This window comes from Pseudomonas sp. KB_15 (assembly GCF_052114525.1).
Lineage (GTDB): Bacteria > Pseudomonadota > Gammaproteobacteria > Pseudomonadales > Pseudomonadaceae > Aquipseudomonas.
The window spans coordinates 42,352-66,327 of record NZ_JBFREX010000014.1 but is presented as its reverse complement, the minus strand read 5'-3'; the positions used below and the strand labels follow the sequence as shown (position 1 = coordinate 66,327).

20 protein-coding genes are annotated in these 23,976 nt (G+C 60.1%); 5 read left to right on the top strand and 15 right to left on the bottom strand.

Translation table 11 applies throughout. The features are described from left to right. Positions 1-310: 310 nt before the first annotated feature. Positions 311-1,507, bottom strand: coding sequence for an AAA family ATPase (locus AB4Z35_RS14395; protein WP_442097704.1), 1,197 nt, complete (start codon positions 1,505-1,507; stop codon positions 311-313). Positions 1,508-1,684: 177 nt separating this feature from the next. Here AB4Z35_RS14395 and AB4Z35_RS14390 point away from each other — a divergent pair, with 177 nt between their 5' ends. The 3 genes from AB4Z35_RS14390 to AB4Z35_RS14380 are packed head-to-tail and all read left to right on the top strand — an operon-like array spanning position 1,685 to position 6,896. Further along, positions 1,685-2,788 carry an efflux RND transporter periplasmic adaptor subunit gene (locus tag AB4Z35_RS14390; protein ID WP_442097702.1) on the top strand — a complete coding sequence of 368 codons (1,104 nt, stop codon included), beginning with the start codon at positions 1,685-1,687 and terminating at the stop codon, positions 2,786-2,788. Next, complete coding sequence (locus AB4Z35_RS14385; RefSeq protein ID WP_442097700.1) at positions 2,785-3,849, top strand: efflux RND transporter periplasmic adaptor subunit; 1,065 nt, start codon at positions 2,785-2,787, stop codon at positions 3,847-3,849. Before AB4Z35_RS14390 ends, AB4Z35_RS14385 begins: the two co-directional genes overlap by 4 nt. After that, positions 3,846-6,896, top strand: a complete 3,051-nt coding sequence (locus tag AB4Z35_RS14380; RefSeq protein WP_442097699.1) for an efflux RND transporter permease subunit — start codon at positions 3,846-3,848, stop codon at positions 6,894-6,896. The genes AB4Z35_RS14385 and AB4Z35_RS14380 overlap by 4 nt, the downstream gene beginning before the upstream one ends. 97 nt (positions 6,897-6,993) lie before the next feature. On the opposite strand, the gene AB4Z35_RS14375 is transcribed toward AB4Z35_RS14380, so the two are convergent. From AB4Z35_RS14375 to AB4Z35_RS14315, 13 genes are all read right to left on the bottom strand, one after another. Then, entirely contained in the window at positions 6,994-7,623 is a 630-nt protein-coding gene (locus AB4Z35_RS14375; RefSeq protein WP_442097697.1) for a class I SAM-dependent methyltransferase, read from the bottom strand. 196 nt (positions 7,624-7,819) lie between these two features. Further along, positions 7,820-8,158, bottom strand: a complete 339-nt coding sequence (locus tag AB4Z35_RS14370; protein ID WP_442097696.1) for a DUF6124 family protein — start codon at positions 8,156-8,158, stop codon at positions 7,820-7,822. A gap of 521 nt (positions 8,159-8,679) precedes the next feature. Next, positions 8,680-9,324, bottom strand: a complete 645-nt coding sequence (locus AB4Z35_RS14365) for a methionine ABC transporter permease (protein ID WP_007999735.1) — start codon at positions 9,322-9,324, stop codon at positions 8,680-8,682. Continuing rightward, positions 9,314-10,435 (bottom strand): methionine ABC transporter ATP-binding protein, encoded by a 1,122-nt coding sequence (locus AB4Z35_RS14360; protein ID WP_442097695.1) that lies wholly within the window; start codon positions 10,433-10,435, stop codon positions 9,314-9,316. Before AB4Z35_RS14360 ends, AB4Z35_RS14365 begins: the two co-directional genes overlap by 11 nt. A 2-nt stretch (positions 10,436-10,437) precedes the next feature. After that, entirely contained in the window at positions 10,438-11,247 is an 810-nt protein-coding gene (locus AB4Z35_RS14355) for a MetQ/NlpA family ABC transporter substrate-binding protein (RefSeq protein ID WP_442097694.1), read from the bottom strand. A gap of 119 nt (positions 11,248-11,366) precedes the next feature. Beyond that, on the bottom strand, positions 11,367-12,719 hold the full coding sequence (locus AB4Z35_RS14350; protein ID WP_442097693.1) for an LLM class flavin-dependent oxidoreductase: 1,353 nt from the start codon (positions 12,717-12,719) through the stop codon (positions 11,367-11,369). Then, positions 12,720-13,913: an SfnB family sulfur acquisition oxidoreductase gene (locus tag AB4Z35_RS14345; RefSeq protein WP_442097692.1), complete on the bottom strand. Its 1,194-nt coding sequence runs from the start codon at positions 13,911-13,913 to the stop codon at positions 12,720-12,722. Between the two features lie 38 nt (positions 13,914-13,951). Then, entirely contained in the window at positions 13,952-15,184 is a 1,233-nt protein-coding gene (locus AB4Z35_RS14340; RefSeq protein ID WP_442097690.1) for an SfnB family sulfur acquisition oxidoreductase, read from the bottom strand. Between the two features lie 232 nt (positions 15,185-15,416). Continuing rightward, complete coding sequence (locus tag AB4Z35_RS14335) at positions 15,417-16,181, bottom strand: hypothetical protein (protein ID WP_442097689.1); 765 nt, start codon at positions 16,179-16,181, stop codon at positions 15,417-15,419. 482 nt (positions 16,182-16,663) lie between these two features. Beyond that, positions 16,664-17,419, bottom strand: a complete 756-nt coding sequence (gene tcyN, locus AB4Z35_RS14330) for an L-cystine ABC transporter ATP-binding protein TcyN (protein ID WP_442097688.1) — start codon at positions 17,417-17,419, stop codon at positions 16,664-16,666. Positions 17,420-17,423: 4 nt separating this feature from the next. Beyond that, on the bottom strand, positions 17,424-18,089 hold the full coding sequence (tcyL, locus tag AB4Z35_RS14325; protein ID WP_007972897.1) for a cystine ABC transporter permease: 666 nt from the start codon (positions 18,087-18,089) through the stop codon (positions 17,424-17,426). Then, positions 18,089-18,889 carry a cystine ABC transporter substrate-binding protein gene (tcyJ, locus tag AB4Z35_RS14320; protein ID WP_442097686.1) on the bottom strand — a complete coding sequence of 267 codons (801 nt, stop codon included), beginning with the start codon at positions 18,887-18,889 and terminating at the stop codon, positions 18,089-18,091. The genes tcyL and tcyJ overlap by 1 nt, the downstream gene beginning before the upstream one ends. 302 nt (positions 18,890-19,191) lie before the next feature. Then, positions 19,192-20,184 (bottom strand): D-cysteine desulfhydrase, encoded by a 993-nt coding sequence (locus AB4Z35_RS14315; RefSeq protein WP_442097684.1) that lies wholly within the window; start codon positions 20,182-20,184, stop codon positions 19,192-19,194. A 190-nt stretch (positions 20,185-20,374) separates the two neighbouring features. Here AB4Z35_RS14315 and epsC point away from each other — a divergent pair, with 190 nt between their 5' ends. Next, complete coding sequence (gene epsC / locus AB4Z35_RS14310) at positions 20,375-21,301, top strand: serine O-acetyltransferase EpsC (protein ID WP_007983137.1); 927 nt, start codon at positions 20,375-20,377, stop codon at positions 21,299-21,301. Positions 21,302-21,672: 371 nt separating this feature from the next. Further along, positions 21,673-23,634, top strand: a complete 1,962-nt coding sequence (betT, locus tag AB4Z35_RS14305) for a choline transporter BetT (RefSeq protein ID WP_162130689.1) — start codon at positions 21,673-21,675, stop codon at positions 23,632-23,634. A 24-nt stretch (positions 23,635-23,658) separates the two neighbouring features. Here betT and AB4Z35_RS14300 read toward each other — a convergent pair whose 3' ends face one another. Then, on the bottom strand, positions 23,659-23,919 hold the full coding sequence (locus AB4Z35_RS14300) for a hypothetical protein (protein WP_041474972.1): 261 nt from the start codon (positions 23,917-23,919) through the stop codon (positions 23,659-23,661). Positions 23,920-23,976 lie beyond the last annotated feature (57 nt).

Below are 23,976 nucleotides of genomic sequence, written 5' to 3'. Positions count from 1 at the left end.
GTTATTACGGGCCGCTTCGCAGCCCAACGGGGGCAAGCCCCCTCGCCACAAAGAGCCTGTTGACTCTGGAGTTGCTCAGGCCGGCCCGGCCTTCAACGCCCTGTGCAACGCCATCAATAATTTCAGAATGTCCTGCGGATCCAGCCGTTGCGGCGTTTTTGCGTCTGCCATGTTCTCGTCCTTGTGAGGTGTTGGCCGGGAATCTGGCCAAAAGTGGTACGTCCCTGGAGCTGTGTTTCGAAAAAAAGATCCTTCCTGCGGTACAAGGGAAAATAGACGTCTTCCATCTTCCCGGCAAATCACCTGCCATTCAATCCGGCCAATACCATGCCGGCTCATCCAGCATGCGCTGGCCCACGATCCCGGTCTGGCCGAGATTTTTTTCCAGCACGATGCAGTTGCATTGCGGATCCTGCTGCAATGCCGAAATCAAGCGCCGGGCATGGGATACCACCCACACCTGACACTGTTCTGATGCACGGATAATCAAACGCGCCAGCGCCGGCAGCAGATCCGGATGCAGACTGGTTTCCGGTTCGTTCAACACCATCAGGGTCGGCGGCCGCGGCGTCAGCAGCGCTGCAACCAGCAGCAAGTAGCGCAATGTTCCGTCCGACAATTCGGCGGCCGACAACGGCCGCAACAAACCCTCCTGAAAGAACTCGATGGCGAAGCGTCCACCCGGCAGTGGTTCGATGTGCAGTCGCGCGCCGGGAAACGCGTCGCTGATCGCGGCCTGCAACGCCTCGGGATCGCCGATTTCGATGATCGTCTGCAAGGCCGCCGCCAGGTCGCGTCCGTCGTGATGCAGCACTGGCGTGCGGGTGCCCAGTTGTGGTTGACGCGCCGGGGCGTTGGCATCGCTGCGAAAGTGATCATAAAAGCGCCAGCGACGGATGAACTCGCGCATCTCCAGCACTTCCGGCGAACCGCGCAGGCTGCCGACCTGATCGAACAGGCTGTCGAAAGTCGGCGTGTGTTGGGCCAGTACATCCCAACTGCGATTGGCGCGGGCGCGAATCATTGGGCCGTCACGATCGACCAGTAGACTGGCCGGACGATAGAACGCTCCAGCCCATAGGCATTCGCGCTTGATCTGCGGGTCGAGGCTGAAACGTGACGGTATGGGCAAGCTGTGCCCGGGCAGCATGAAATGGCCATTGGAATCGGGCAGGCCCAGGCTGATCGAGTAGCCAAAATCTTCACCGGCAAAACCCAGCCGCAGGCGTTTGACGCTTTGGCGCACCGTGGCTTCGATGGGCACTTCGCCGTTGCGCATGCGCCGGCTGATGGTTTCCGGGCCGGCCCAGAAGGTCGAATCCAGCCCGCCTTCACGGGCCAGGGCATTGACCACACCGCCCTGAGCGGTTTCCGCCAGCAGCCGCAGCGCACGGTAAAGGTTGGATTTGCCGCTGCCATTGGGGCCGGTGATCAGATTCAGCTGGCCCAGCGGGATCACCAGTTTGTTGATCGAGCGGTAATTGGCCACCGCGAGGGTCTTGAGCATGTGGGTTCCTGAAGCGGGATCGGGCGGGGTTCATTGTCAGGCACGCGCAGCCGTCTATGGCAAGTGTTTCAGGGGTAAAGCGGTGCGATTTTTTTCTTCATAAGCGGGGCGTGCAAGGTTGAAACCCTGTTCTAAGCTCTCTGTCGAGTTGTCCATAAAAAAGGCCAAGGAGTTTGCATGGCGGTTCCCGGATTAAAAGTAGTCATGGCCTTGAGTGTCGTCACCCTGCTAACGGCTTGCGAAGAGAAAAAAACCGTGCAGGAATACCTGCCACGGGTGTTCGTACAAGTCGTCAAACCGGCGGATTACGCGGCCCCGGTTACCCTCACCGGTGATATCCAGGCCCGGATACAAACGGAGCTGTCTTTCCGCGTGGGTGGCAAGATCATCCAGCGCTCGGTCGACGTCGGTGATCGAGTGACCGCCAAGCAAGTGCTGGCCCGGCTCGACCCCAAGGATTTGCAGACCAATGTCGATTCGGCCCAGGCGCAAGTCGTCGCCGAACAGGCGCGGGTAAAGCAGAGCGCAGCGGCGTTCGTGCGCCAGCAAAAGCTCTTGCCCAAGGGCTACACCAGCCAGAGTGAATTCGACTCGGCCCAGGCAGCCTTGCGCAGCAGCCAGAGCGCCTTGAGCGCCGCCCAGGCGCAGTTGGCCAATGCCAGGGATCAGTTGAGCTATACGGCGCTGATCGCCGATGCACCGGGGATCATTACCGAACGTCAGGCGGAAGTCGGCCAGGTGGTTCAGGCGACGATGCCGATCTTCAGCCTGGCCCGGGACGGCGACCGGGATGCGGTGTTCAATGTCTATGAATCGCTGCTGGCCGAGAAGCCGAGCGATGAAACCATTGTCCTGAGCCTGCTCGACAACCCGGCGATCAAAACCACCGGCACCGTGCGCGAAATCACCCCGTCGGTGTCGGCACAATCCGGTACCGTGCAGGTCAAGGTCGGCCTCAACAGCCTGCCCGAAGGCATGCAATTGGGCTCGGTGGTGAGTGCCACGGCCAGGGGGTCGGGCAAGTCGGTCATCGAGTTGCCATGGTCGGCGCTGACCAAAAACATCAGTGAACCTGCGGTCTGGATTGTCGATGACAAGGGCAAGGCCCAGTTGCACTCGGTCACTGTCAGCCGTTACCTGACCGGCAAGGTCATCATCAGCGACGGGTTGAAGGGCGGGGAGAAAGTCATTGTCGCGGGCGGACAGTTGTTGCACCCGGACATGGAAGTCGAAATTGCCGAAAACACTTACAAGGATCTGACCTGGGGAGCTAAGCCATGAAGCCTTTATGGGCGTTGTCCATCGGGCTGGTGCTGAGCGCCTGTTCCAAGAGCGAACCGCCGCCGACACCGGTACGGCCTGTGTTGTCGATCAAGATTCAGGCCTTGAGCGAAGAGGACCTGGGCCGCTTCGCCGGCAGCATCCAGGCACGCTATGAAAGCAATACCGGCTTTCGCGTGGGCGGGCGCATCGCCAGTCGTAACGTCGATGTCGGAACCGGGGTGGACAAGGGCACGCTGCTCGCCACCCTCGATCCTTCCGATCAGCAGAACCAGTTGCGTTCGGCCCAGGGCGACCTGTCGAAAATCCAGGCGCAACTGATCAATGCCAAGGCCAGTGCCCAGCGTCAGCAAGCCTTGTTTGATCGCGGGGTCGGTGCGCAAGCGCAACTGGACGAGGCCAATACGTACCTGAAAACCACCCAGGCCTCCCTCGATCAGGCCCGGGCGGCCGTCAACCAGAGCAAGGACCAACTGGGCTACACCGAGTTGCGCGCCGACCATAAAGCCGTGGTCACCGCATGGAGCGCCGAGGCCGGGCAAGTGGTGACGGCGGGTCAGCAAGTGGTGACCCTGGCACAACCGGACATCAAGGAAGCGGTGATTGACCTGCCGGATACCCTGGTCGATCAACTGCCCAGCGATGTGGTGTTTCTGGTCGCTGCGCAACTTGATCCGAGCATCAACACCACCGCCGTCATTCGCGAAATCGAACCTCAGGCCCAAAGCGCTACACGCACCCGTCGCGCCCGCCTGTCCCTGGCCGAAACGCCACAGGGTTTTCGCTTGGGTACGGCCATCAGCGTCACCCTGAGCTCGGCGATCAAGCCGCGCATCGAATTGCCTGTCACCGCGCTGCAAGAGGTCGATGGCAAGCCACGTATCTGGGTGATCGATGCGCAGAGTAAAACCGTCTCCCCCCGTGAAATCCAGGTGATCAGCCGCACCGACAGCACCGTGGTACTGGCCGGCGGCGTGAAGAACGGCGAGCGGGTGGTCAGTGCCGGTGTGAACAGCCTCAAACCGGGGCAGCAAGTGAAAATCGACGAGGACAGTCAATGAAAGGGCCTTTCAACCTCTCGGAATGGGCCCTCAAGCATCAGTCGTTCATCTGGTATCTGATGTTCGTCGCATTGCTGATGGGTGTGTTCTCGTATTTCAACCTGGGGCGCGAAGAAGACCCTTCGTTCACCATCAAGACGATGGTGATCCAGAGCAAATGGCCGGGGGCGACCCAGGAGGAAACCCTCAAGCAGATCACCGACCGGATCGAGAAAAAGCTTGAAGAGCTCGACTCCCTCGACTACGTGAAAAGCTACACGCGCCCCGGTGAATCGACGGTGTACGTGTACCTGCGCGACACCACCAGTGCCAAGGACATCCCGGAAATCTGGTACCAGGTGCGCAAAAAGATCAACGACATCAAATACCAGTTCCCGCAAGGCATACAGGGGCCGTCGTTCAACGACGAGTTCGGTGACGTCTTCGGGTCGATCTACGCCTTCACCGCCGACGGCCTGACCCTGCGTCAGTTGCGCGACTACGTGGAACAGGCGCGCATGGAAATTCGCGGTGTGCCGGGCCTGGGCAAGATCGAAATGGTCGGCCAGCAGGACGAAGTGCTGTACCTGAACTTCTCCACGCGCAAACTCGCAGCGCTGGGCATCGATGAGCGTCAGGTGGTGCAGAGCCTGCAATCTCAGAACGCCGTGACCCCGGCGGGTGTCATCGAGGCCGGGCCGGAGCGGATTTCGGTACGCACTTCAGGGAAGTTCGCTTCGGAGAAAGACCTGGCCGAGGTCAACCTCAAGCTCAATGACCGCTACTATCGTCTGGCCGACATTGCCGAAATCAGCCGAGGCTACGTCGATCCGGCTTCGCCGGAATTCCGCTTCAACGGCAAACCGGCCATCGGCCTGGCGATTGCCATGCAGAAGGGTGGCAACGTCCAGGCGTTCGGCAAGGCCTTGCACACCCGTATTGACCAGTTGACCGCCGACCTGCCGGTGGGCGTTGGCATTTACAACGTGTCCGACCAGGCCGTGGTGGTCGAGGAGGCCGTCGGTGGCTTTACCAGCGCGTTGTTCGAGGCGGTGGTGATCGTGCTGCTGGTCAGCTTCGTCAGCCTTGGCGTGCGCGCCGGACTGGTGGTGGCCTGCTCGATCCCGCTGGTGCTGGCGATGGTGTTCGTGTTCATGGAGTACAGCGGCATCACCATGCAGCGGATTTCCCTGGGTGCACTGATCATCGCCCTCGGCCTGCTGGTGGACGATGCGATGATCACCGTGGAAATGATGGTCACGCGCCTGGAACTGGGCGAGACCAAGGAGCAGGCCGCGACCTTCGCCTACACCTCCACGGCGTTCCCGATGCTCACCGGTACGCTGGTGACGGTGGCGGGCTTCGTGCCGATCGGCTTGAACGCCAGCTCCGCCGGTGAATACACCTACACGCTGTTTGCGGTGATTGCCTGCGCGATGCTGGTGTCATGGGTGGTGGCGGTTCTGTTTGCGCCGGTGATTGGCGTGCACATTCTCAGCACCAAGGTGAAACCCCATGAAGGTGAACCGGGGCGTATCGGCAAGGCCTTCAACGGCGGGCTGCTGTGGTGCATGCGCAATCGCTGGTGGGCCATTGGCATCACCGTGCTGTGCTTTGTGCTGGCGGTGTTCAGCATGCGTTACGTGCAGAACCAGTTCTTCCCGTCTTCGGATCGCCCGGAAATCCTGGTGGACCTGAACCTGCCGCAAAACGCCTCGATCGACGAAACCCGCCGGGCCGTCGATCGCCTCGAAGCCACGCTCAAGGACGATCCGGACATCGTGCGCTGGAGCACTTACATCGGGCAGGGTGCAATCCGTTTTTATCTGCCACTGGACCAGCAACTGCAGAACCCGTTCTATGCGCAGTTGGTGATCGTCAGCAAAGGCCATACCCGTGAAGCCATGATGCAGAAGCTTCGCGAGCGCTTGCGCAACGACTTCGTCGGCATCGGCAGTTATGTCCAGGCACTGGAAATGGGCCCGCCGGTAGGGCGTCCGATCCAGTACCGGATCAGCGGCAAAGACATCGACCAGGTGCGCCGACATGCCATTGACCTGGCCACGGAGCTGGACAAGAACCCGCACATTGGCGAGATCATCTACGACTGGAACGAACCGGGCAAAGTGCTGCGCATCGACATCGCCCAGGACAAGGCGCGGCAGTTGGGGTTGTCTTCCGAGGATGTGGCCAACCTGATGAACGGCATCGTCAGCGGCCAGGCGGTGACCCAGGTCGACGACGACATTTACCTGATCAACGTGGTCGGTCGTGCGGTGGACTCCGAGCGCGGTACGCCGGAAACCCTGCAGAACCTGCAAATCGTCACGCCTGGCGGCACGTCGATTCCGCTGCTGGCGTTCGCCACGGTGCGCTACGAACTGGAGCAGCCGCTGGTGTGGCGTCGCGATCGCCTGCCGACCATCACCATCAAGGCGGCGATCCGCGACGAGATCCAGCCGACGGACCTGGTGAAAATCCTCAAGCCATCCATTGACGATTTCGCTGCGAAGCTGCCGGCGGGCTACAAGGTCGCCACCGGTGGTACGGTGGAGGAAAGCGGCAAGGCCCAGGGACCGATTGCCAAGGTAGTGCCGCTGATGCTGTTCCTGATGGCGACCTTCCTGATGATCCAGTTGCACAGCGTGCAGAAGCTGTTCCTGGTGGCCAGCGTCGCGCCGTTGGGGCTGATCGGCGTGGTGATCGCGCTGGTGCCTACGGGTACGCCCATGGGCTTCGTGGCGATCCTCGGGATTCTCGCGTTGATCGGTATCATCATCCGTAACTCGGTGATCCTGGTGACCCAGATCGAGGAGTACGAACTGAAGGGTTATGCGCCGTGGGATGCGGTGGTGCAGGCCACCGAGCATCGACGTCGGCCGATCCTGCTGACCGCGGCAGCGGCGAGCATGGGGATGATCCCGATTGCCCGGGAAGTGTTCTGGGGGCCGATGGCCTACGCGATGATCGGCGGGATCGTCATCGCCACCTTGCTGACGCTGCTGTTTTTGCCGGCGCTGTATGTGGCCTGGTACAAGATTCGCGAGCCGAAGAAAGAGGTGCAGTAGAGGCGAGCGCTGCGCGCTCATCGCGAGCAAGCTCGCTCCCACAGGAGTACGCGGTCAACTGTGGGAGCGAGCTTGCTCGCGATGGCGTCGGGACTGACTACACAGCTTTACGCCACACACTCGCCAACCAAGGCTGTTGCTCCCGCGGCAGCCCTGCCGGCCGGTAGTAATGCTCAAGCTCCTCAAACCCCGCCTCGGTCAACAATTGCTGCCAGGCTGCCAGGTCGTGATATGCCCCGTAACGCGGCCCGTTCCAGCCTTCCTGATTCTCGCCACGGGGATTGGAACTGAACAACACCCCACCCGGTTTCAGCGTTCCCCACAACTGCTTCAACACCCGTGGCAACTCCTGACGCGGAACATGAAACAGCACCGCGTTGGCAAAAATTCCGTCAAAACGCTCGGCCGGCAGATCAAGCTTCAGGAAGTCCTGCTGCCAGACCTCGCAACCACTGTCCTCACGGGCCATCCGCGCGAATTTTTCCGAACCGTCGAGGCCGACAGCCTTGTGGCCCATACGGGTGAACGTCTGCAAATCACGACCCGGTCCGCAGCCAAAATCGAGAATGTCGAAAGGCGCATCGCCCTGAATATGCCGCAACAGGGCCTCGATGTTCTGGCTGACGTCGTGATCGCGCGTGCCTTCACGGAAGTCTTCGGCCACTGCGTTGTAATGGCCCAGGGTGGTGGCGGTGATCTGTTCGAGGTCGTCGGGTGTTTGCTTCATGGTCGGCTGCGCAGGCAAGTGGGATGTACCGAATATACGCCATCAGGTATGGGGCTGCTGCGCAGCCATTCGCGAGCAAGCCCGCTCCCACACTTAACCGCGTCGAACAAATGGATTGTGTACGCCAGAGACCAAGTGTGGGAGCGGGCTTGCTCGCGAAAGCGGTATCACTGACAACGGATTACTAAAGTCCGACTCAACTTTTTTTCATCCCCAAACACTCAATGGAGTGATCCACCATCGCCTTGGCAATCTCCAGCAAATGCCAGATCGAGTACACCATCGCCCGGTCGGCCCCCTTGAGTTGATCGCCACACTGATACGCCGTGACCGAAGCGCAACGCAGCAGGTCGGCGACATAGAGTTGGGTGTCTTCGAAGCTCACGTCCTTGCTGACGTTGTAGAAGCGCATTTCATCGGGTGGTGCGGGTTGTTTGCCGGTGAGGTGGAAATCGATGGCACGGTAAAGCGCTGAGCGATCCCTGAGTGGGTCGTCGGTGGAGGTTTCGGGGGGATCGGGTACGGATTTTTCCATTGGTAAAACTCCTGATATTAGTAGGAGCCAACCGTCATCGCGACTAAACGAATAGGGGTGGCGGCTGCACACAGGTTAGTCGACCGGCCACCAGGCAACACCGGCGCACCCTAGGGTGCCCTGCGCACAGCCACCATAAAATTCAGGCAATAAAAAACACCTGAGAAAAGGTGGCGCTGTGCGCCCGATGGTATCCGGGCGACTAAACCCGATCACTGATGAGCAGTGACGGACCGAGACTAGCCACGGAAAATGGCAGGCGCAAGCGAGCGAAATGATCTAGGAAATGTCCTGCAAAGGAAAGGGAACAGGCCTGCAAAACTGCTGATTTCCCTGTACGAAAACTTCCCTGCCAGAGTCGGTGATCACCTGTGGCGAGGGGGCTTGCCCCCGTTCGACTGCGCAGCAGTCGCAAAACCTGCTGCCTCGTTTTTCTGACACACCTCATTGAATGGTTTTAGGGCCGCTTCGCAGCCCAACGGGGGCAAGCCCCCTCGCCACAAAGAGTGTTCGCAACATTCCTAGCGCTTGTTCAACCCCCGCGCCAACCGATCCCCACCCAACTGAATCACTGCCACCAACGCCACCAGCAGCACAATCACCGTCAGCATGATCTGGCTATCAAAGCGCTGATACCCATACCGATAGGCAATATCTCCGAGTCCACCCGCACCAATCGCCCCGGCCATGGCGGAAGAGTTGATCATCGTCACCAGGGTAATGGTGAACCCACCGACAATCCCAGGCAGCGCCTCCGGCAACAACACATGCCAAACGATGTGCCAGCGCCGGCAGCCCATGGCTTGCGCCGCTTCGATCAAGCCGTGGTCGACCTCGCGCAAACTGACTTCGGCAATGCGCGCAAAGAACGGCGTGGCCGCGATGGTCAACGGCACCACGGCCGCCCATACGCCATACGTAGTGCCGACGATGAGCCGGGTGAACGGAATCAGCGCCACCATCAAAATCAGAAACGGAATCGAGCGAAACAGGTTCACGAACCCGCCCAGTGCGCGGTTCAGTGCCGGGGCTTCGTAGATGCCGCCCTTGGAGCTGGTGACCAGGATCACCGCCAGCGGAATGCCCGCCAACAGCGCGATCAACGACGACACGCCGACCATCAGGAACGTGTCGATGAAACCCTGCAGCAAGCGATCAAACCACATAACCCAGTACCTCCACCTGTTGCGCCCAATGGCCGGCGCGTTGACGCAATTCTTCGGCATCGAGGGGGGAGCCCGTCACCGCCAATAGCAGTTGCCCGAGCGCATGACCCTGAATCCGTTCCAAGCCACCTTGCAGCAATCGCACGCGGCCACCCAGGGCGCTGAACAGTGCCGCCAGGTCCGGCTCGTCGCGTTGGCTGCCGGTGAACTGCAAGCGCAGGACTACGGCTGCATCCGGGGCGTTCGATTGCGGCTGCAAACGGCTTTGCAGTTCTTCCGGCAATGCGTGTTGCAACGGCGCCAGCAACGTCTTGCTGACCTCATGTTGTGGATTGCCGAAGACTTCCCACACCGGCCCCTGCTCGACGATGCGCCCGTGTTCGAGGACCACTACGCGATCACAGATCTCGCGGATCACCGCCATCTCGTGGGTGATCAGCACAATGGTCAGGCCCAGGCGCCGGTTGATCTCGCGCAGCAGGCCGAGGATCGACTGCGTGGTCTCGGGGTCCAGCGCCGAGGTGGCTTCGTCGCACAGCAGAATTTGCGGGTCATGCACCAGCGCCCGGGCAATGCCCACGCGCTGTTTCTGCCCGCCGGACAACTGCGCCGGGTAAGCCTTGTGTTTAGCCTGCAAGCCGACCAGTTCCAGCAGTTCGCGGACTTTTCGCTCGCGTTTTTCCTTGGGCACACCGGCGACTTTCAGCGGCAGCTCGACGTTCTGCCAAACGGTCTTGGCCGACATCAGGTTGAAGTGCTGGAAGATCATGCCGATGCGCCGACGCAGCGTCACCAGGCGGTCCTCATCGAACTCGCCGATGTCGACCTGATCGATCAGCACCCGACCGCTGCTCGGTTGTTCCAGGCGATTGATGGTGCGGATCAGCGACGACTTGCCGGCGCCGCTGCGGCCGATGATGCCGAATACTTCGCCGCGCTGGATCGCCAGGTCGATGCCGTGCAGCGCGGCCACCGGTCCTTGCTGGCCGTTGTAGGTTTTGCCCAGGCCGATGAAGCGGACGTGGGCATGGTTGAGTTCGGGATGCAGCTCAGTGCGCTCGGCGCTTTGCGGCTCTGGAATCTCCAGTCGCCGTTGGATGGCGGCAGTCATGCTCAGCTTTCCCAGCCGGCTTGATAGAGCTTGCCGTGGGCCTTATCCAGTGCGGCGCGCACAGCGGGTGAGTGCTGGTAGATGTCGACGAACTTGATCAGGCGCGGGTCGGTTTTGCTCTTCGGCTGGATCACGAATTGAATCACGTACTCCTTGTGATCGAGGCCGTCGAACAGCAGTGCGGAGCCCGCATCGAAAGTCTTCGACAAGCGAATGTAGGCCGGGTAGCCCTGTACCAGATCGGCATCGTCATAGGCACGTACCAGTTGCACGGCTTCGACTTGCAGGATCTTGATGTGCTTCGGGTTAGCCACGATGTCTTCTTCGGTGGCCTTGTAGCCGACGCCGGGCTTGAGGGTGATCAGGCCGGCCTTGGCCAGCAGTTGCAAGCCTCGACCGCTGTTGATCGGGTCGTTGGCGATGGCCACGCTGGCGCCTTGCGGCAGTTCGTCGAAGCTTTTGTATTTCTTCGAGTAGAGGCCGACGTTGTTGATGATGCCCGGTGCGAAAGGCACCAGGTCGAAACCCGAGGCAGCCTTGGCGTTTTCCAGGAACGGGATGTGCTGGAAGTAGTTCACGTCGATGTCGCCGGCGGCGAGGCTGACGTTTGGTGCGATCCAGTCGCTGAACTCCACCAGCTCGACTTTCAGGCCTTGTTTGTTGGCTTCTTCGACGGCCGCTTCAAGGGGAATGGCGAAAGCGGCGGTGGTGCCGATTTTCAGCGGCGTGTCGGCGGCGAAGGTCACCGAGCTGAACAGGCCGAGGGCCAGGGCCAGTGCTTTGACTGGGTGAGAGAGGTAGTGCTTTTTCATGATGAGTTATCCAGTCAGTGCATTGATTTTTTGGTGTCTGGTGGGGCCTCTTCGCGAGCAAGCCCGCTCCCACATTTGGAATGCATTCCCCTGTGGGAGCGGGCTTGCTCGCGAAGCTTTTAGCGTCGGAAAGTCGAACCGATGTGTTGCTCAGGCAAAAACGCCTCTTCACGAAACAGCTTTTCCCGCAAAGTGCCGTTGTCATAAGCGGTCTTGTACGACCCACGGCGCTGCAACTCGGGGATCACCAGCTCGATGAAATCCTCATAGCTTTCCGGCGTGACGATGCGGGTCAGGTTGAAGCCATCCAGCCCGGTTTCGGCGATCCAGGATTCCAGCTCATCCGCCACTTGCTGCGGTGAGCCGACCACGGTGATGTAGCGACCGCCGAGGGCGTGTTGTTCCAGCAGTTTGCGCCGGGTCCAGTCGTTGTTTTGCAGGTGTTTGGTGGCGGACTGGATCGCGTTGCTCTTCACGTACTGGATTGGCTCGTCGATCTCGTATTGGGAAAAGTCGATCCCGGTGGACGCCGAAAAATGCGCCACGCCGGCCTCGGCACTGGCGTAGCTCAGGTATTCGGCGTGCTTGGTCCAGGCCAGCTCTTCGGTGGCGCCAACGATCACGTTCAGGCCCATGAACACCTTGATGTCCTCGGGATTGCGCCCGGCTTCGACGGCGCTGGCCCGCACCTTGTCCACCTGCGCCTTGGTCGATGCCTTGGTCTGGCCACTGATGAACACGCACTCGGCATGCCGCCCGGCGAACAGCAAGCCGCGATCCGAACTGCCAGCCTGGAATAGCACCGGCGTGCGCTGTGGCGAGGGTTCACAGAGGTGATAACCCTCGACCTGATAGAACTCGCCCTTGTGCTCGACCTTGTGCACTTTCTCAGGCGAAGCGTAGATCCGCTGCTGCGGGTCGTTCAGCACCGCGCCGTTTTCCCAACTGCCTTCCCAGAGTTTGTAGAGCACCTCCAGGTACTCGTCGGCCTGGTCATAGCGGCGGTCATGCTCGACCTGTTCGCTCAGGCCCATGGCCTTGGCGGCGCTGTCGAGGTAGCCGGTGACGATGTTCCAGCCAACGCGGCCACGGCTGAGGTGATCCAGCGTCGACAGGCGTCGGGCGAACAGATACGGCGTTTCGTAGGTGAGGTTGGCGGTCAGGCCGAAACCGAGGTTTTTTGTCACCGCCGCCATGGCCGACACCAGCAGCAGCGGGTCGTTGACCGGCAGCTGGATCGACTCTTTCAACGGCACATCCACCGAGTTCTGGTAGACGTCGTAGACCCCGACGATGTCGGCGATGAACAGGCCGTCGAACAACCCGCGCTCCAGTAGCTGCGCCAGTTCGGTCCAGTATTCGATCGTGTTGTAGCGGGTGGATGTGTCGCGCGGGTGCGTCCACAAACCGTGGTTGATGTGCCCGATGCAGTTCATGTTGAAGGCATTGAGCAGGATCTTCTTTTTAGCCATTCAGATGGTCCCCCGCAGTGGCGGGTTTTCATCGTTGAGGTAGTAATTGCCAACGGCGTGGTACTTCCAGCGCACCGGATCGTGCAAGGTGTGCACCCGGGCGTTGCGCCAGTGGCGGTCGAGACCGTGTTCGATCAAGGTCGCCTGGCTGCCGGCCAGTTCGAACAGCGTGCTGCCGGCGGCCAGGGAGATTTCGGTGCTGAGGGCGCGGGCTTCGGCGACGGCAATCGATGCGCCAGCGACGGTCTCGGCATTTGTGTCGGCCTGGGCCTTGTCGAGGTATTCACCGGCACGCTCCAGCAGTGCCTCGGCGGCGTGCAGGCGAATGCTCAGGTGGCCGAAGCTCTTGAGGGTCAGCGGATCGTCCGTGGCTTTTTCGTGGGTGGCGTCGATCCACGGCCGGGTTTTCGTGCGCACGAAGTGCAATGCATCTTCATACGCGGCGCGGGCGATGCCGGTGTCGATGGCGGCATGAAGAATCTGCGCCAGCGGGCCGACCGGGGTCGGGCGCTCGAATGCGCTTTGAAACGGGATGATATCTTCGGCAGCGACGTAGACATCTTCGAACACCACCGAACCGCTGCCGGTGGTGCGCTGACCGAAGCCACTCCAGTCGTCGATCACCGTCAGGCCTTTACTGTTGCGCGGGACGAACGCCAGTTGCTGCACGCCGTTTTCATCCACCACCGAGGTGGGAATGCGCTGGGCGTAAATCGCGCCCGTGGCGTAGAACTTGCGACCATTGATGCGATAACCGCTGCCCTCGCGAGTCAGGCTTGTGACGCGGTCGTGTGCAGTTTTGGTTCCGAGCTCGGCCAACGCATTGCCGAAGCGCTGGCCGGCCAGCACTTCGGCATAAAGACGTTTTTTCTGCTCGTGGCTGCCGTTCACGCGCAGCACTTCGAGGGCATAAAAATGGTTCTGCGGAATCTGTCCCAGCGAGCCGTCGGCCTGGGCGATCAGAGCGATGACCTTGGCCAGGGTGACGTTGGAAACACCGGCGCCGCCATATTCCTTTGGCACGCTGATGCCCCACAGGCCCGAGCGGGAAAATACCTCCAGCTCCGGGTGTGGCAAGCGGCGCTCGCGGTCGCGCAGGGCGCTGTCGCGTCTGAAGTCTTCGGCCAGATCGCTGGCAATGATCAGTGCTTGTTCATCGCTGGTAATGACCGCGACGTGGTGAGAAATGCTCATGTGTTTCTCCAGAGCTCTGGTAAAAAGTGTTCTGGTCGTTAAATCCAGGAATGGCGATTAGGCAGCGTGCCGTTGAGGCGAAAGGCGCCAACGGCGTGATATTTCCAGCGCACCGGATCGTGCAGCGTGTGCACCCGGGCGTTGCGCCAGTGGCGGTCGAGGTTGAATTCGGCGAGGGTCGCGCGGCTGCCGGCCAGTTCGAATAGCTTTTCGCTGGCCAGCAACGAAATCTCGGTGGTCAGCACTTTGGCTTCGGCCACGGCAATCGAGGCGCGGGCGGCGGACTCGGCGGTGAGCGGTGCGGCGCTGACTTCATCGAGCACTTGCCCGGCTTTGCGCAGCAGCGCTTCGGCGGCGTGCAATTCGATTTTCAACTTGCCGATATCGGCGATCACATACAGGTCATCGCTGGCCCGCTCGACCTTGGCGTCGATCCACGGCCGGGCGCGGGTTTTCACGAAGTCGATGGCGTCGTCGATGGCGCCTCGGGCGATACCGGCGTCGATGGCCGCTTGAATCAGTTGGGAGACGGCACCCTGGATGTTCGGCGTGTCGTTGATCCGCCAGTTATCCACAACCAGGTCGGGATCGACCTGCACGTTGTTGAGCAAAAGGGTGCCGCTGGCGGTGGTGCGCTGACCGAAACCCGACCAGTCATCGACAATGCGCAAACCCGGTGTGCCGCGACGGATGAACGCCAGCACTTGTTTGCCGTCGTCGTTCAATGCCTTGACCGCGACCCAATGGGCGAACAGTGCACCGGTGGAATAGAACTTCTGGCCGTTGAGGACGCCGTCAACGGTGAGGCGTGCCTTCAGTTCAAGGGTGTTTTTGGTGCCACGTTCCGGCCCGGCATTGCCGATGCGCCAGCCATCGAGGACGTTTTTGAACAGTTGTCTTTTCTGCGCTTCGGTAGCGCTGCCGAGCACCAGGTTAAGAATGCCGAACTGGTTCTGCGGAATCTGCCCAAGCGCCGGGTCGGCGGCGGAAATGATCGCGAAGACCTCGGCCAGGGTGACGAACGAAACTTGCGGGCCACCGTACTCGCGGGGGATGGAAATGCTGCCCAGGCCGCTACGGGTGAACTGTTCGATTTCAGACCATGGGAGCTTGCGCTGCTGGTCACGTTTGGCCGCTTGCAGGCGCGCGACTTGCGCCAGTTCGTGGGCCGCCTTGATGGCTTGAGCATCGTTGCGCAAGACTTGTGCGGGCAACAACAACGGGGCGATGTCCAGGTCACTCTGGACGATTGCGTCTGCCAGACTGGACATCAGTGCCACTCCTTGGCTGCACGCAATGCCCTGGCGATCTGCACTGGGGTGATTGTGTTCCGGACCATACCTACCTCACATCTTATGGAAGCGCCGCAGAAGGCGGCGAACGAAAACAAGGATGTCCGGTGGTCCGGTTTATATACCCTAAACGTGTATAAATATTTTATGAACTAACTTTTAGGAATATGAATAGAAGGATGATTCAGCTGGTGTGCACTGACCCCTGTCTTCATTGCTTGCGGGACTCGGCAGCCTTGAGCACTTTTTTCGGGGGGACTTTCAGATAAGGATTGGCACAACCAATCTTCAGGGTGCGGGCCGGTGCCCAGCGGGAGTTGTTGCCCACCCTGTCGAGAATGCAGTACGTCACTTCCAGCCGCAGATCTTCGCCGGCTTCGAGGATGATGGCCGGCGGTATCCAGACCTGGATCGGCTGGCCCACATCGGCGGACTTGAGCCGTGGCAGATCCATGCGCACATCGCCCCAGCGCAGGGTGATTTCGTCGTCGACGGCCATGTTCAGGTATGGCTCGATAGTCAAGGGAACACCGCGTTTGACCTGACTCGGATTGACCCCCTGACGGCGAATCGCCTCGGGAATGCTCACTGGTGCCAGGCACTGGTTTTCATCGCCGTACAGCGCCGAAGGTTGGCCGCCTGGACAGTCGAGTTTGATCTGCACGTTGCGGCTGACCGATACCGCCGGGCCCCGGCCAATTTGCATGACCCGGTAATGAATGCGCGAAGTACCGTTGGCGACAAAACTCTCAGGCACCCGCAACTGCACCGGTTGGCCGACATCGCTGGCCGTCAGCACGCGGGAGGCCACGTAGCAGTTGTCCCAGAACAGTTCAATCAGGTCACCTGCGTCCATGGCGGGGTAGGGCGCCACATCGATCAGCAGGTGCGCCGCGCAAGTGACATTTATGCCGGTCTTGTTGGATTGCGCCAGGGTCGGGGCTGCAAGCCCGGATTTGTTCGAGGTGCTTTTCATGAAGTCTCCTTGAAGTCTTGCAACGAAGTCCGTTTCTGGAAAGTCAAAAACTAAATATCGAACAGCAAAACCTTTCATTACTTTTAATTGAAATAATGATTTGAGCGTGGTGAGTGTCGCTGGTTGGAGACTAGATAAGAGTTCTGGATAACCAGTGTCAATAAGATTTGTTAGTTGTGGCTGAAGTTTGATGCTATTCAGAAAACTCCTACGGCGACAAGTAAGTAAACCCTGTCACTGTGTCGACTTTATCTGCTGAATGCCTTGTTGTACGGACGTTTGGTGGCAGGTGGCCGGTCATTCCATGCGATAGGTGACCGAATGGAGTCACTCGACTGAATTGTTGCGAAGCATATATATGTACCGCACGCGATTACAAAAAAGGCATGTCGAATATATAAGTTTAGTTTGATATTGTTGGGGTGGCTTTTTAGGAGGTGTCACTTCCATCCGTGGAAGTTGACCGTTGTTGTGCAGGTTTGTTAGTTGTGAGCGTTATTCAGGAACTTGCTGAGAAACTGCTTTGTCCGCTCTTCTTTCGGGTTGGCAAACAACGCCTTCGCTTCGCCTTGCTCGACGATCACGCCCTTGTCGAAAAACACCACCCGGTTGGCCACGTCCCGGGCAAATCCCATTTCGTGGGTGACGATCACCATGGTGCGCTTCTCTTCGGCCAGGCCGCGGATGGTCGCCAGCACCTCGCCCACCAACTCCGGGTCGAGGGCCGAGGTCGGCTCATCGAACAGGATCACTTCCGGCTCCATCGCCAGCGCCCGGGCAATCGCCACGCGCTGTTGCTGACCACCGGAGAGGCGACGCGGGTAAGCGTCCTCCTTGCCCGCCAGACCAACCTTGGCCAAGAGCTTTTTACCCAGGGCAACGGCGTCGGTGTGCGGAATCTTCTTCACGATGATCGGGCCTTCGATGACGTTTTCCAGGGCGGTGCGATGGGGAAACAGGTTGAAGTTCTGGAACACGAAACCTACGTGCTGGCGCAAACGCCGCACCAGGCTCTGCTGCTGGTTCAGGGGACGGCTGGTATCGACCTCGATATCACCGACCTTGATCCGGCCGCTGGTGGGTTCTTCCAGAAAATTCAGGCAGCGCAGGAAGGTGGTCTTGCCCGAACCGCTAGGGCCGATGATTGCCACAACCTCGCCTTCCTTGACCTCAAGATCGATGCCGTTGAGCACGACTTGACCCTTGAACTGCTTTGTCAGTTTTTCCACGACAATCATCGGGTCAGGACTCCTGGTCGTGCCGATTGACCCGCGCTTCCAACTGGTTCTGCAGGTGCGACAGCACCGTGGCCAGGACCCAGTAGATCAGTGCGGCGGCAAGATACATGGTGAAGATTTCGAAAGTACGGGCGGTGATCAGCTGTGCCTGACGGAACAGTTCCGGTACCTGGATGGTGGCGGCCAGCGCCGTGTCCTTGACCAGCGAAATGAAGCTGTTGCCCAGCGGCGGTAAAGCCGTGCGCATCGCTTGCGGCAGGATGGCCCGGCGCAGGGTCTGCGCGCGGGTCATGCCGATACTGGCAGCCGCTTCCCACTGGCCGCGCTCGATGGAGCTGATCGCGGCACGCAGGATTTCGCAGGCGTAGGCGGCCATGTTCAGCGAGAAGCCGATCAGGGCTGCCGGCAGTGGATCAAGTTCCAGACCCAATTGCGGCAAGCCGTAATAGATCACGAACAGTTGCACCAGCAACGGCGTGCCGCGAAAGAACGACACGTAGATGCGGGCGATCCAGCTCACCAGTTTGAAGCGCGACAGGCGCATCAGCGCCAGGCCGAATCCCATCACCAGGCCGAAGAACATCCCGCCCAGGCTGAGGATCACCGTGTAGTACGCGCCCTTGAGCAGGAAGGGCACGGAGTCCAGTGCGAGTTGGAAAGCTTCTTCCATTATTGAGTGACGTCAGCGTTGAAGTATTTTTCCGAGAGCTTTTTCAGGGTGCCATCGGCGCGCAGCTTGTCGATTGCCTTGTTCACCGCGGCCAGCAGTTCAGGCTCGCCTTTGCGCAGGGCAATGCCGGCTTCCTGACGGGAGAACGCGTCACCGGCGGCGGTGGTGTCCTTGGCCTTCTTGGCGTATTCCAGCGCGGCCAGGCGGTCGATCAGAATGGCGTCGATACGGCCGACACGCAGGTCCTGGAACTTGGTCGGATCATCTTCGTAGGTGCGGATGTCAGCGGTTGGCACGTTGGCTTTCACCCACTCTTCGTAGTTGGTGCCCAGGCCTACGCCGACTTTCTTGCCAGACAGGTCAGCGGCGGACTTGATGTTCAGCTCGGCGGCCTTTTTCGTCAGCACCAGCGCCTGAATACCGGAAACGGTGTAAGGCTCGGAGAAGTCATACTTCTTCTTGCGCTCTTCGGAGATGGTCACCTGGTTGATCACTACGTCCAGACGCTTGGATTCCAGCGCCGCGAGGATGCCGTCCCATTTGGTCGGTTGCAGTTTGACTTTGACACCCAGCTCTTTGGCCAGGGCTTCGGAGAACTCGACTTCGAAGCCGGCCAGTTTGCCGTCGGCGTCGACGAAACTGAACGGTGGGTAAGTGCCTTCCAGGCCAACGTTGATCACGCCGGCGTCTTTGATTTTTTGCAGTTGCTCACCGGCAACGGCTTGGCCAATCAGGCCAGCGCTCAGAGCCAGGCCCAGCGAGCCCACCAGCAGATTGCGACGTAGTGCGGAAAAATTCATGACAAGCCCCTGTGTTTTCTTATGGAAGACGCTTTTGCGCAAATTTGGCGAAATCGGGAGTTAAGCGACAGCGCTATCCTGCCTTAAAGCAGCGTATGCGTCTCTCGGGAAATTCGCCTGTAGCATGACTATATGATGGCGTTTTTAGATTGGAAAATAATAATTCTTCTTCTGGTTATTCCATTTTGGAATAGCTTGCGTTTTTACTGTAGGAGCGAGCCTGCTCGCGATGGTCGTCAACGATAACACTGGCAACCTGACACCCCGCGGTGCCCTGTCGTCCATCGCGAGCAAGCTCGCGCCTACAGAAAATCCTTGTAGGCAAACAACGCCGGAGCCCCGCCGGTGTGCAGGAAGATAATCGGGCCGTCGTCGAAACGCTGACGACCAATCCCGTCCAGCAACCCGGCCATGGCCTTGCCAGTGTAGACCGGGTCCAGCAGCAAGCCTTCCTGACTCGCCAGCAGCTTCACCGCCGCCAGTGTGCCGGCATTCGGCTCGCCATAACGCGGGGCGAAATATTCGTCCCACAGCTCGACGTTGAATGCCGCCGGCAGACTCACCCCCAACAACTCCGCAGTGCGCTCAGCCAAACCTTGAACCTTCGGCCGCTGGTCTTCGTCGCTGCGCGAAACCGTCACGCCGATCACTGGCAGATCCGGCAGTGCTTCACTCAATGCCAGTGCCAGGCCGCTGTGAGTGCCGGCGCTGCCCGAGGCCAAAACCACGGCCGAGAATGTCAGGCCGCAATCCTTGATCTGTTCGGCCAGTTCCAGCCCCGCACGCACGTAACCCAGAGCACCCAAGGCATTGGAGCCACCGATCGGCACCAGGTACGGCTTCTTGCCGTTGCTGCGCAGTCGGACGGCCAGGGCTTGCAGTTGTTCGTCGGCGTTGTCGAGGTTTTCCACCAGTTCGACCTTGGCATCGAACAGGTCGAGCAGCAGTCGGTTGCCATTGCCGGTGTAATTGCTGTCATCGGTGCCGAGGGGGTTTTCCAGAAGGGCTACGCAGCCCAGGCCCAACTTGGCGGCAATGGCGGCGGTCTGGCGCACGTGGTTCGATTGCAGCGCCCCCGCCGTGATCAAGGTGTCGGCGCCCTGGGCCAAGGCATCGGCGGCCAGGTATTCGAGTTTGCGCAGCTTGTTGCCGCCCATCGCCAGCGGCGTCAGGTCATCGCGTTTGACGTACACGTCGCGACCCAGCCAGGTCGACAGGCGTTCGAGTTTTTCCAGGGCGGTGGGCTGACCGAGCAGGTCGAGGCGGTTAAAGCGGGCGAGCTGTTGTTTGATCATGGGTCCGTACTGGCCGTTGAAGGTCTCAGGACTATAGGCACGCCCAAAAGCCTGGGCAACCGCCAATCGCTTATAGCCAATCGTACTGAGCACAGCACTATTGGTTCTTAATTTGCCTTGCAACCCTTGCCGTAAAGTAATTGCCGTCAGTGCGGCCAGACAGTCCGGTCGCCCGTGAGGAGTTTTTACCGTGAGTGAGCGTTCCAGCCATTGGCAATTGCAGACCATCGTCAGCCAGCTGCGCACCGCGCGTGAGCAATGGCGAGCGCAAAATGGCCGGGCCAGTACCGAGCAGGGCGGTCGCGAGCTGCCCTCCCGGGCGGCCATGGCAGAGATTCTCGAAGCCCTATGCGGTGCGCTGTTCCCGATGCGCCTGGGGCCGGTGGACCTGCGTGAAGAGAGCGAAGACTTCTATGTCGGTCACACGCTGGATGTGGCGTTGAATGCGCTGTTGGCCCAGGCGCGGCTCGAATTGCGCTACGCCGCGCGCCACAGTGCCCAGGCCGATACCGAAGTCGAAGCCAAAACCATCCAGATCATTCAGGACTTCGCCCTCGCCCTGCCGGGGTTGCGCAGCCTTTTGGACACCGACGTGCTGGCGGCCTATCACGGCGACCCGGCCGCGCGCAGTGTCGATGAAGTGCTGTTGTGCTACCCGGGGATTCTGGCGGTGATTCATCATCGTCTGGCTCACCATTTGTACCGTGCCGGGCTGCCGTTGCTGGCGCGTATCAGCGCGGAAATCGCCCACTCGGCCACCGGTATCGACATTCACCCCGGCGCGCAGATCGGCCGCAGTTTCTTCATCGACCATGGCACTGGCGTGGTGATTGGCGAGACGGCGATCATCGGCGAGCGCGTGCGGATTTATCAGGCCGTGACGTTGGGCGCCAAGCGCTTCCCGGCAGACGAAGACGGTCAGTTGCAGAAAGGCCAGCCGCGGCATCCGATTGTCGAGGATGACGTGGTGATTTATGCCGGGGCGACGATTCTCGGGCGGATCACCATCGGCCAGGGCTCGACCATTGGCGGCAACGTCTGGCTGACCCGCAGCGTGCCGGCGGGCAGCAACCTGACCCAGGCGAATCTGCAGCATGATGATGGGGCGCAGAAGTAGGCTCCTGAATCTTCTTTGACTGGTCTGGCCCCATCGCGGGCAAGCCCGCTCCCACAGTGGATCTCTGGTGCACATAATATTGTGGCCGACCAGGGATCCTGTAGGAGCGAGCCTGCTCGCGATGCTTTTAAATCCGCGTTTTTTCTTCCCTTGAGCTAGCGTACAACCAGTACCGCCTAGCCCTGCGATTAGTCCTTAGCCCCCTATCCATGTTTAACTTGAACGTTCATTCAAGTTAAACCGGCGGTTCGCTGCCCGCTCACAACAGGAGGCTTGCCTTTGCTGAGTCCGATTTCTACAGCCACGTTTTACCCCTTCGAGGTGCACCGGACATGAGTGCATCGTCCATCCCTCCAAGCGGCCTGATCCGCATGAATCCGCCGGTGTTCTGGTTCTCGGCGAGTTTCATTCTGTTGTTTGGTGTCGTTGTCATCGCCATGCCCGAACAGGCCGGTGCCTGGTTGCTGGCGGCGCAAAACTGGGCGGCCAACACGGTTGGCTGGTATTACCTGCTGGCGATGACCCTGTATCTGGTCTTCGTGGTGGTCACCGCCTTGTCCGGCTACGGCAAGATCAAGCTCGGTGCCGACCACGACGAACCCGAATTCAGTTACCTGTCCTGGGCCGGCATGCTGTTCGCCGCGGGGATCAGCATCACCCTGTTTTTCTTCTGCGTGTCCGAGCCGCTGACCCACATGTTGCAACCACCCCAGGGCGAGGCCGGCACAGCGGATGCGGCGCGTCAGGCGATGCAGATATTGTTTCTGCACTGGGGCCTGCATGGCTGGGGCGTGTTCGCCTTTGTCGGCATGGCGCTGGCCTATTTCGCCTACCGGCACAACCTGCCGCTGGCCCTGCGCTCGGCGCTGTATCCGCTGATCGGCAAGCGCATCAATGGCCCCATCGGCTACGCGGTGGATGGCTTCGGCATCATCGCCACGGTGTTTGGCCTTGGCGCCGACATGGGCTTTGGTGTGTTGCACCTCAACTCGGGCCTGGACTACCTGTTCGGCATCGCCCACACCCAATGGATTCAAGTCGGCCTGATCACCCTGATGATGGGCGCGGCGATCATCGTTGCGGTGTCGGGCGTCGACAAGGGCGTGCGGGTCATGTCCGACATCAACATGCTGCTGGCCTGTGCGCTGTTGCTGTTCGTGTTGTTCGCCGGTCCCACGCAGCATTTGCTCAATACCCTGATCCAGAACCTCGGCGATTACCTCGGCGCCTTGCCGATGAAGAGTTTCGACCTCTACGCCTACGACAAACCCAGCGACTGGCTGGGCGGCTGGACAGTGTTCTACTGGGCCTGGTGGATCGCGTGGTCGCCGTTCGTGGGCTTGTTCATCGCGCGGATTTCCCGTGGCCGCACCATCCGCGAATTCGTCTTCGGCGTGCTGCTGATTCCGCTCGGGTTCACCCTGGCGTGGATGTCGATTTTCGGTAATAGCGCCATCGATCAAGTGCTCAACCACGGCATGAGTGCGCTCGGCATGTCGGCCATCGACAATCCGTCGATGACGCTCTACCTGCTGCTGGAAACCTACCCGTGGAGCAAAACCGTCATCGCGGTGACTGTGTTCATCAGTTTCGTGTTCTTCGTCACTTCCGCCGACTCCGGCACCGTGGTGCTGTCGACGCTGTCCGCCAAGGGCGGCAGTCCCGATGAAGACGGGCCGAAATGGCTGCGGGTGTTCTGGGGTGCGATGACTGCACTGGTGACCAGTGCATTACTGTTCTCGGGCAGCATCGATGCGTTGAAGTCGGCGGTGGTCCTGACCTCACTGCCGTTCTCGTTGATCTTGCTGTTGATGATGTGGGGGCTGCACAAGGCGTTTTATCTGGAATCGCAGAAAAAGATTGCGCAGATGCATTCACTGGCGCCGGTCTCGGGTTCCCTGCGTGGCAAGGGCGGCTGGCGTCAGCGCCTGAGTCAGGCGGTACATTTTCCGTCACGGGACGAGGTCTATCGCTTCCTCGATACGACGGTGCGCCCGGCGATTGAAGAAGTGTCTGCCGTGTTCATCGAAAAGGGCTTGCACGTAGCGACCCACCCGGACCCGGCCAATGACAGCGTCAGCCTGGAGATCGGCCATGGCGATCAGCATCCGTTCGTTTATCAAGTGCAGATGCGCGGCTATTTCACGCCGTCTTTTGCCCGGGGCGGCATGGGTTCCAAGCAGCTCAACAATCGCCGTTACTATCGGGCCGAAGTGCATCTGAGCGAGGGCAGTCAGGACTACGATCTGATGGGGTACACCAAGGAGCAGATCATCAACGACATCCTCGACCAGTACGAACGGCACATGCAGTTCCTGCACCTGGTGCGTTGATCGCGGGCAGGGCGCCGGGGCTTTTCAGCTCTCGGCGCTCAGCACCATGAACAACACCAGTGCCGCCACCGGAATGCTGAACACCATCGTGCCGATCCCCAGTTCCGTACTCAACGACTGGCCGGCAGTCACCACGCCGATGGCGCCGTTGATCACTGTCAGCGCCAGCCACAGGATCACGAAACTGTAGGTGAGTGTCTGGCGGCTGAAGCCGAGTTTCTCGCCGATGAACAGCATCATGGCGAGCAAGGCCAGGCCGAAGGTGATGATGATTGTGGTGTGCATGGCTGGTTCCGTCCTGGTGATAGGTATCGCCTCTTCATTGCTTTGGCGACTTTGTTC

Excerpts from the sequence above, each read along its gene's own strand:
- AB4Z35_RS14370 (WP_442097696.1), bottom strand. The coding sequence starts at position 8,158 with ATGGAAAAATCCGTACCCGATCCCCCCGAAACCTCCACCGACGACCCA.
- AB4Z35_RS14355 (WP_442097694.1), bottom strand. The coding sequence starts at position 11,247 with ATGAAAAAGCACTACCTCTCTCACCCAGTCAAAGCACTGGCCCTGGCC.
- AB4Z35_RS14340 (WP_442097690.1), bottom strand. The coding sequence starts at position 15,184 with ATGTCCAGTCTGGCAGACGCAATCGTCCAGAGTGACCTGGACATCGCC.
- AB4Z35_RS14335 (WP_442097689.1), bottom strand. The coding sequence starts at position 16,181 with ATGAAAAGCACCTCGAACAAATCCGGGCTTGCAGCCCCGACCCTGGCG.
- AB4Z35_RS14395 (WP_442097704.1), bottom strand. The coding sequence starts at position 1,507 with ATGCTCAAGACCCTCGCGGTGGCCAATTACCGCTCGATCAACAAACTG.
- tcyN (WP_442097688.1), bottom strand. The coding sequence starts at position 17,419 with ATGATTGTCGTGGAAAAACTGACAAAGCAGTTCAAGGGTCAAGTCGTG.
- AB4Z35_RS14375 (WP_442097697.1), bottom strand. The coding sequence starts at position 7,623 with ATGAAGCAAACACCCGACGACCTCGAACAGATCACCGCCACCACCCTG.
- AB4Z35_RS14350 (WP_442097693.1), bottom strand. The coding sequence starts at position 12,719 with ATGGCTAAAAAGAAGATCCTGCTCAATGCCTTCAACATGAACTGCATC.
- tcyL (WP_007972897.1), bottom strand. The coding sequence starts at position 18,089 with ATGGAAGAAGCTTTCCAACTCGCACTGGACTCCGTGCCCTTCCTGCTC.
- AB4Z35_RS14360 (WP_442097695.1), bottom strand. The coding sequence starts at position 10,435 with ATGACTGCCGCCATCCAACGGCGACTGGAGATTCCAGAGCCGCAAAGC.
- betT (WP_162130689.1), top strand. The coding sequence starts at position 21,673 with ATGAATCCGCCGGTGTTCTGGTTCTCGGCGAGTTTCATTCTGTTGTTT.
- AB4Z35_RS14365 (WP_007999735.1), bottom strand. The coding sequence starts at position 9,324 with ATGTGGTTTGATCGCTTGCTGCAGGGTTTCATCGACACGTTCCTGATG.
- AB4Z35_RS14300 (WP_041474972.1), bottom strand. The coding sequence starts at position 23,919 with ATGCACACCACAATCATCATCACCTTCGGCCTGGCCTTGCTCGCCATG.
- AB4Z35_RS14390 (WP_442097702.1), top strand. The coding sequence starts at position 1,685 with ATGGCGGTTCCCGGATTAAAAGTAGTCATGGCCTTGAGTGTCGTCACC.
- AB4Z35_RS14315 (WP_442097684.1), bottom strand. The coding sequence starts at position 20,184 with ATGATCAAACAACAGCTCGCCCGCTTTAACCGCCTCGACCTGCTCGGT.
- tcyJ (WP_442097686.1), bottom strand. The coding sequence starts at position 18,889 with ATGAATTTTTCCGCACTACGTCGCAATCTGCTGGTGGGCTCGCTGGGC.
- AB4Z35_RS14345 (WP_442097692.1), bottom strand. The coding sequence starts at position 13,913 with ATGAGCATTTCTCACCACGTCGCGGTCATTACCAGCGATGAACAAGCA.
- AB4Z35_RS14385 (WP_442097700.1), top strand. The coding sequence starts at position 2,785 with ATGAAGCCTTTATGGGCGTTGTCCATCGGGCTGGTGCTGAGCGCCTGT.
- AB4Z35_RS14380 (WP_442097699.1), top strand. The coding sequence starts at position 3,846 with ATGAAAGGGCCTTTCAACCTCTCGGAATGGGCCCTCAAGCATCAGTCG.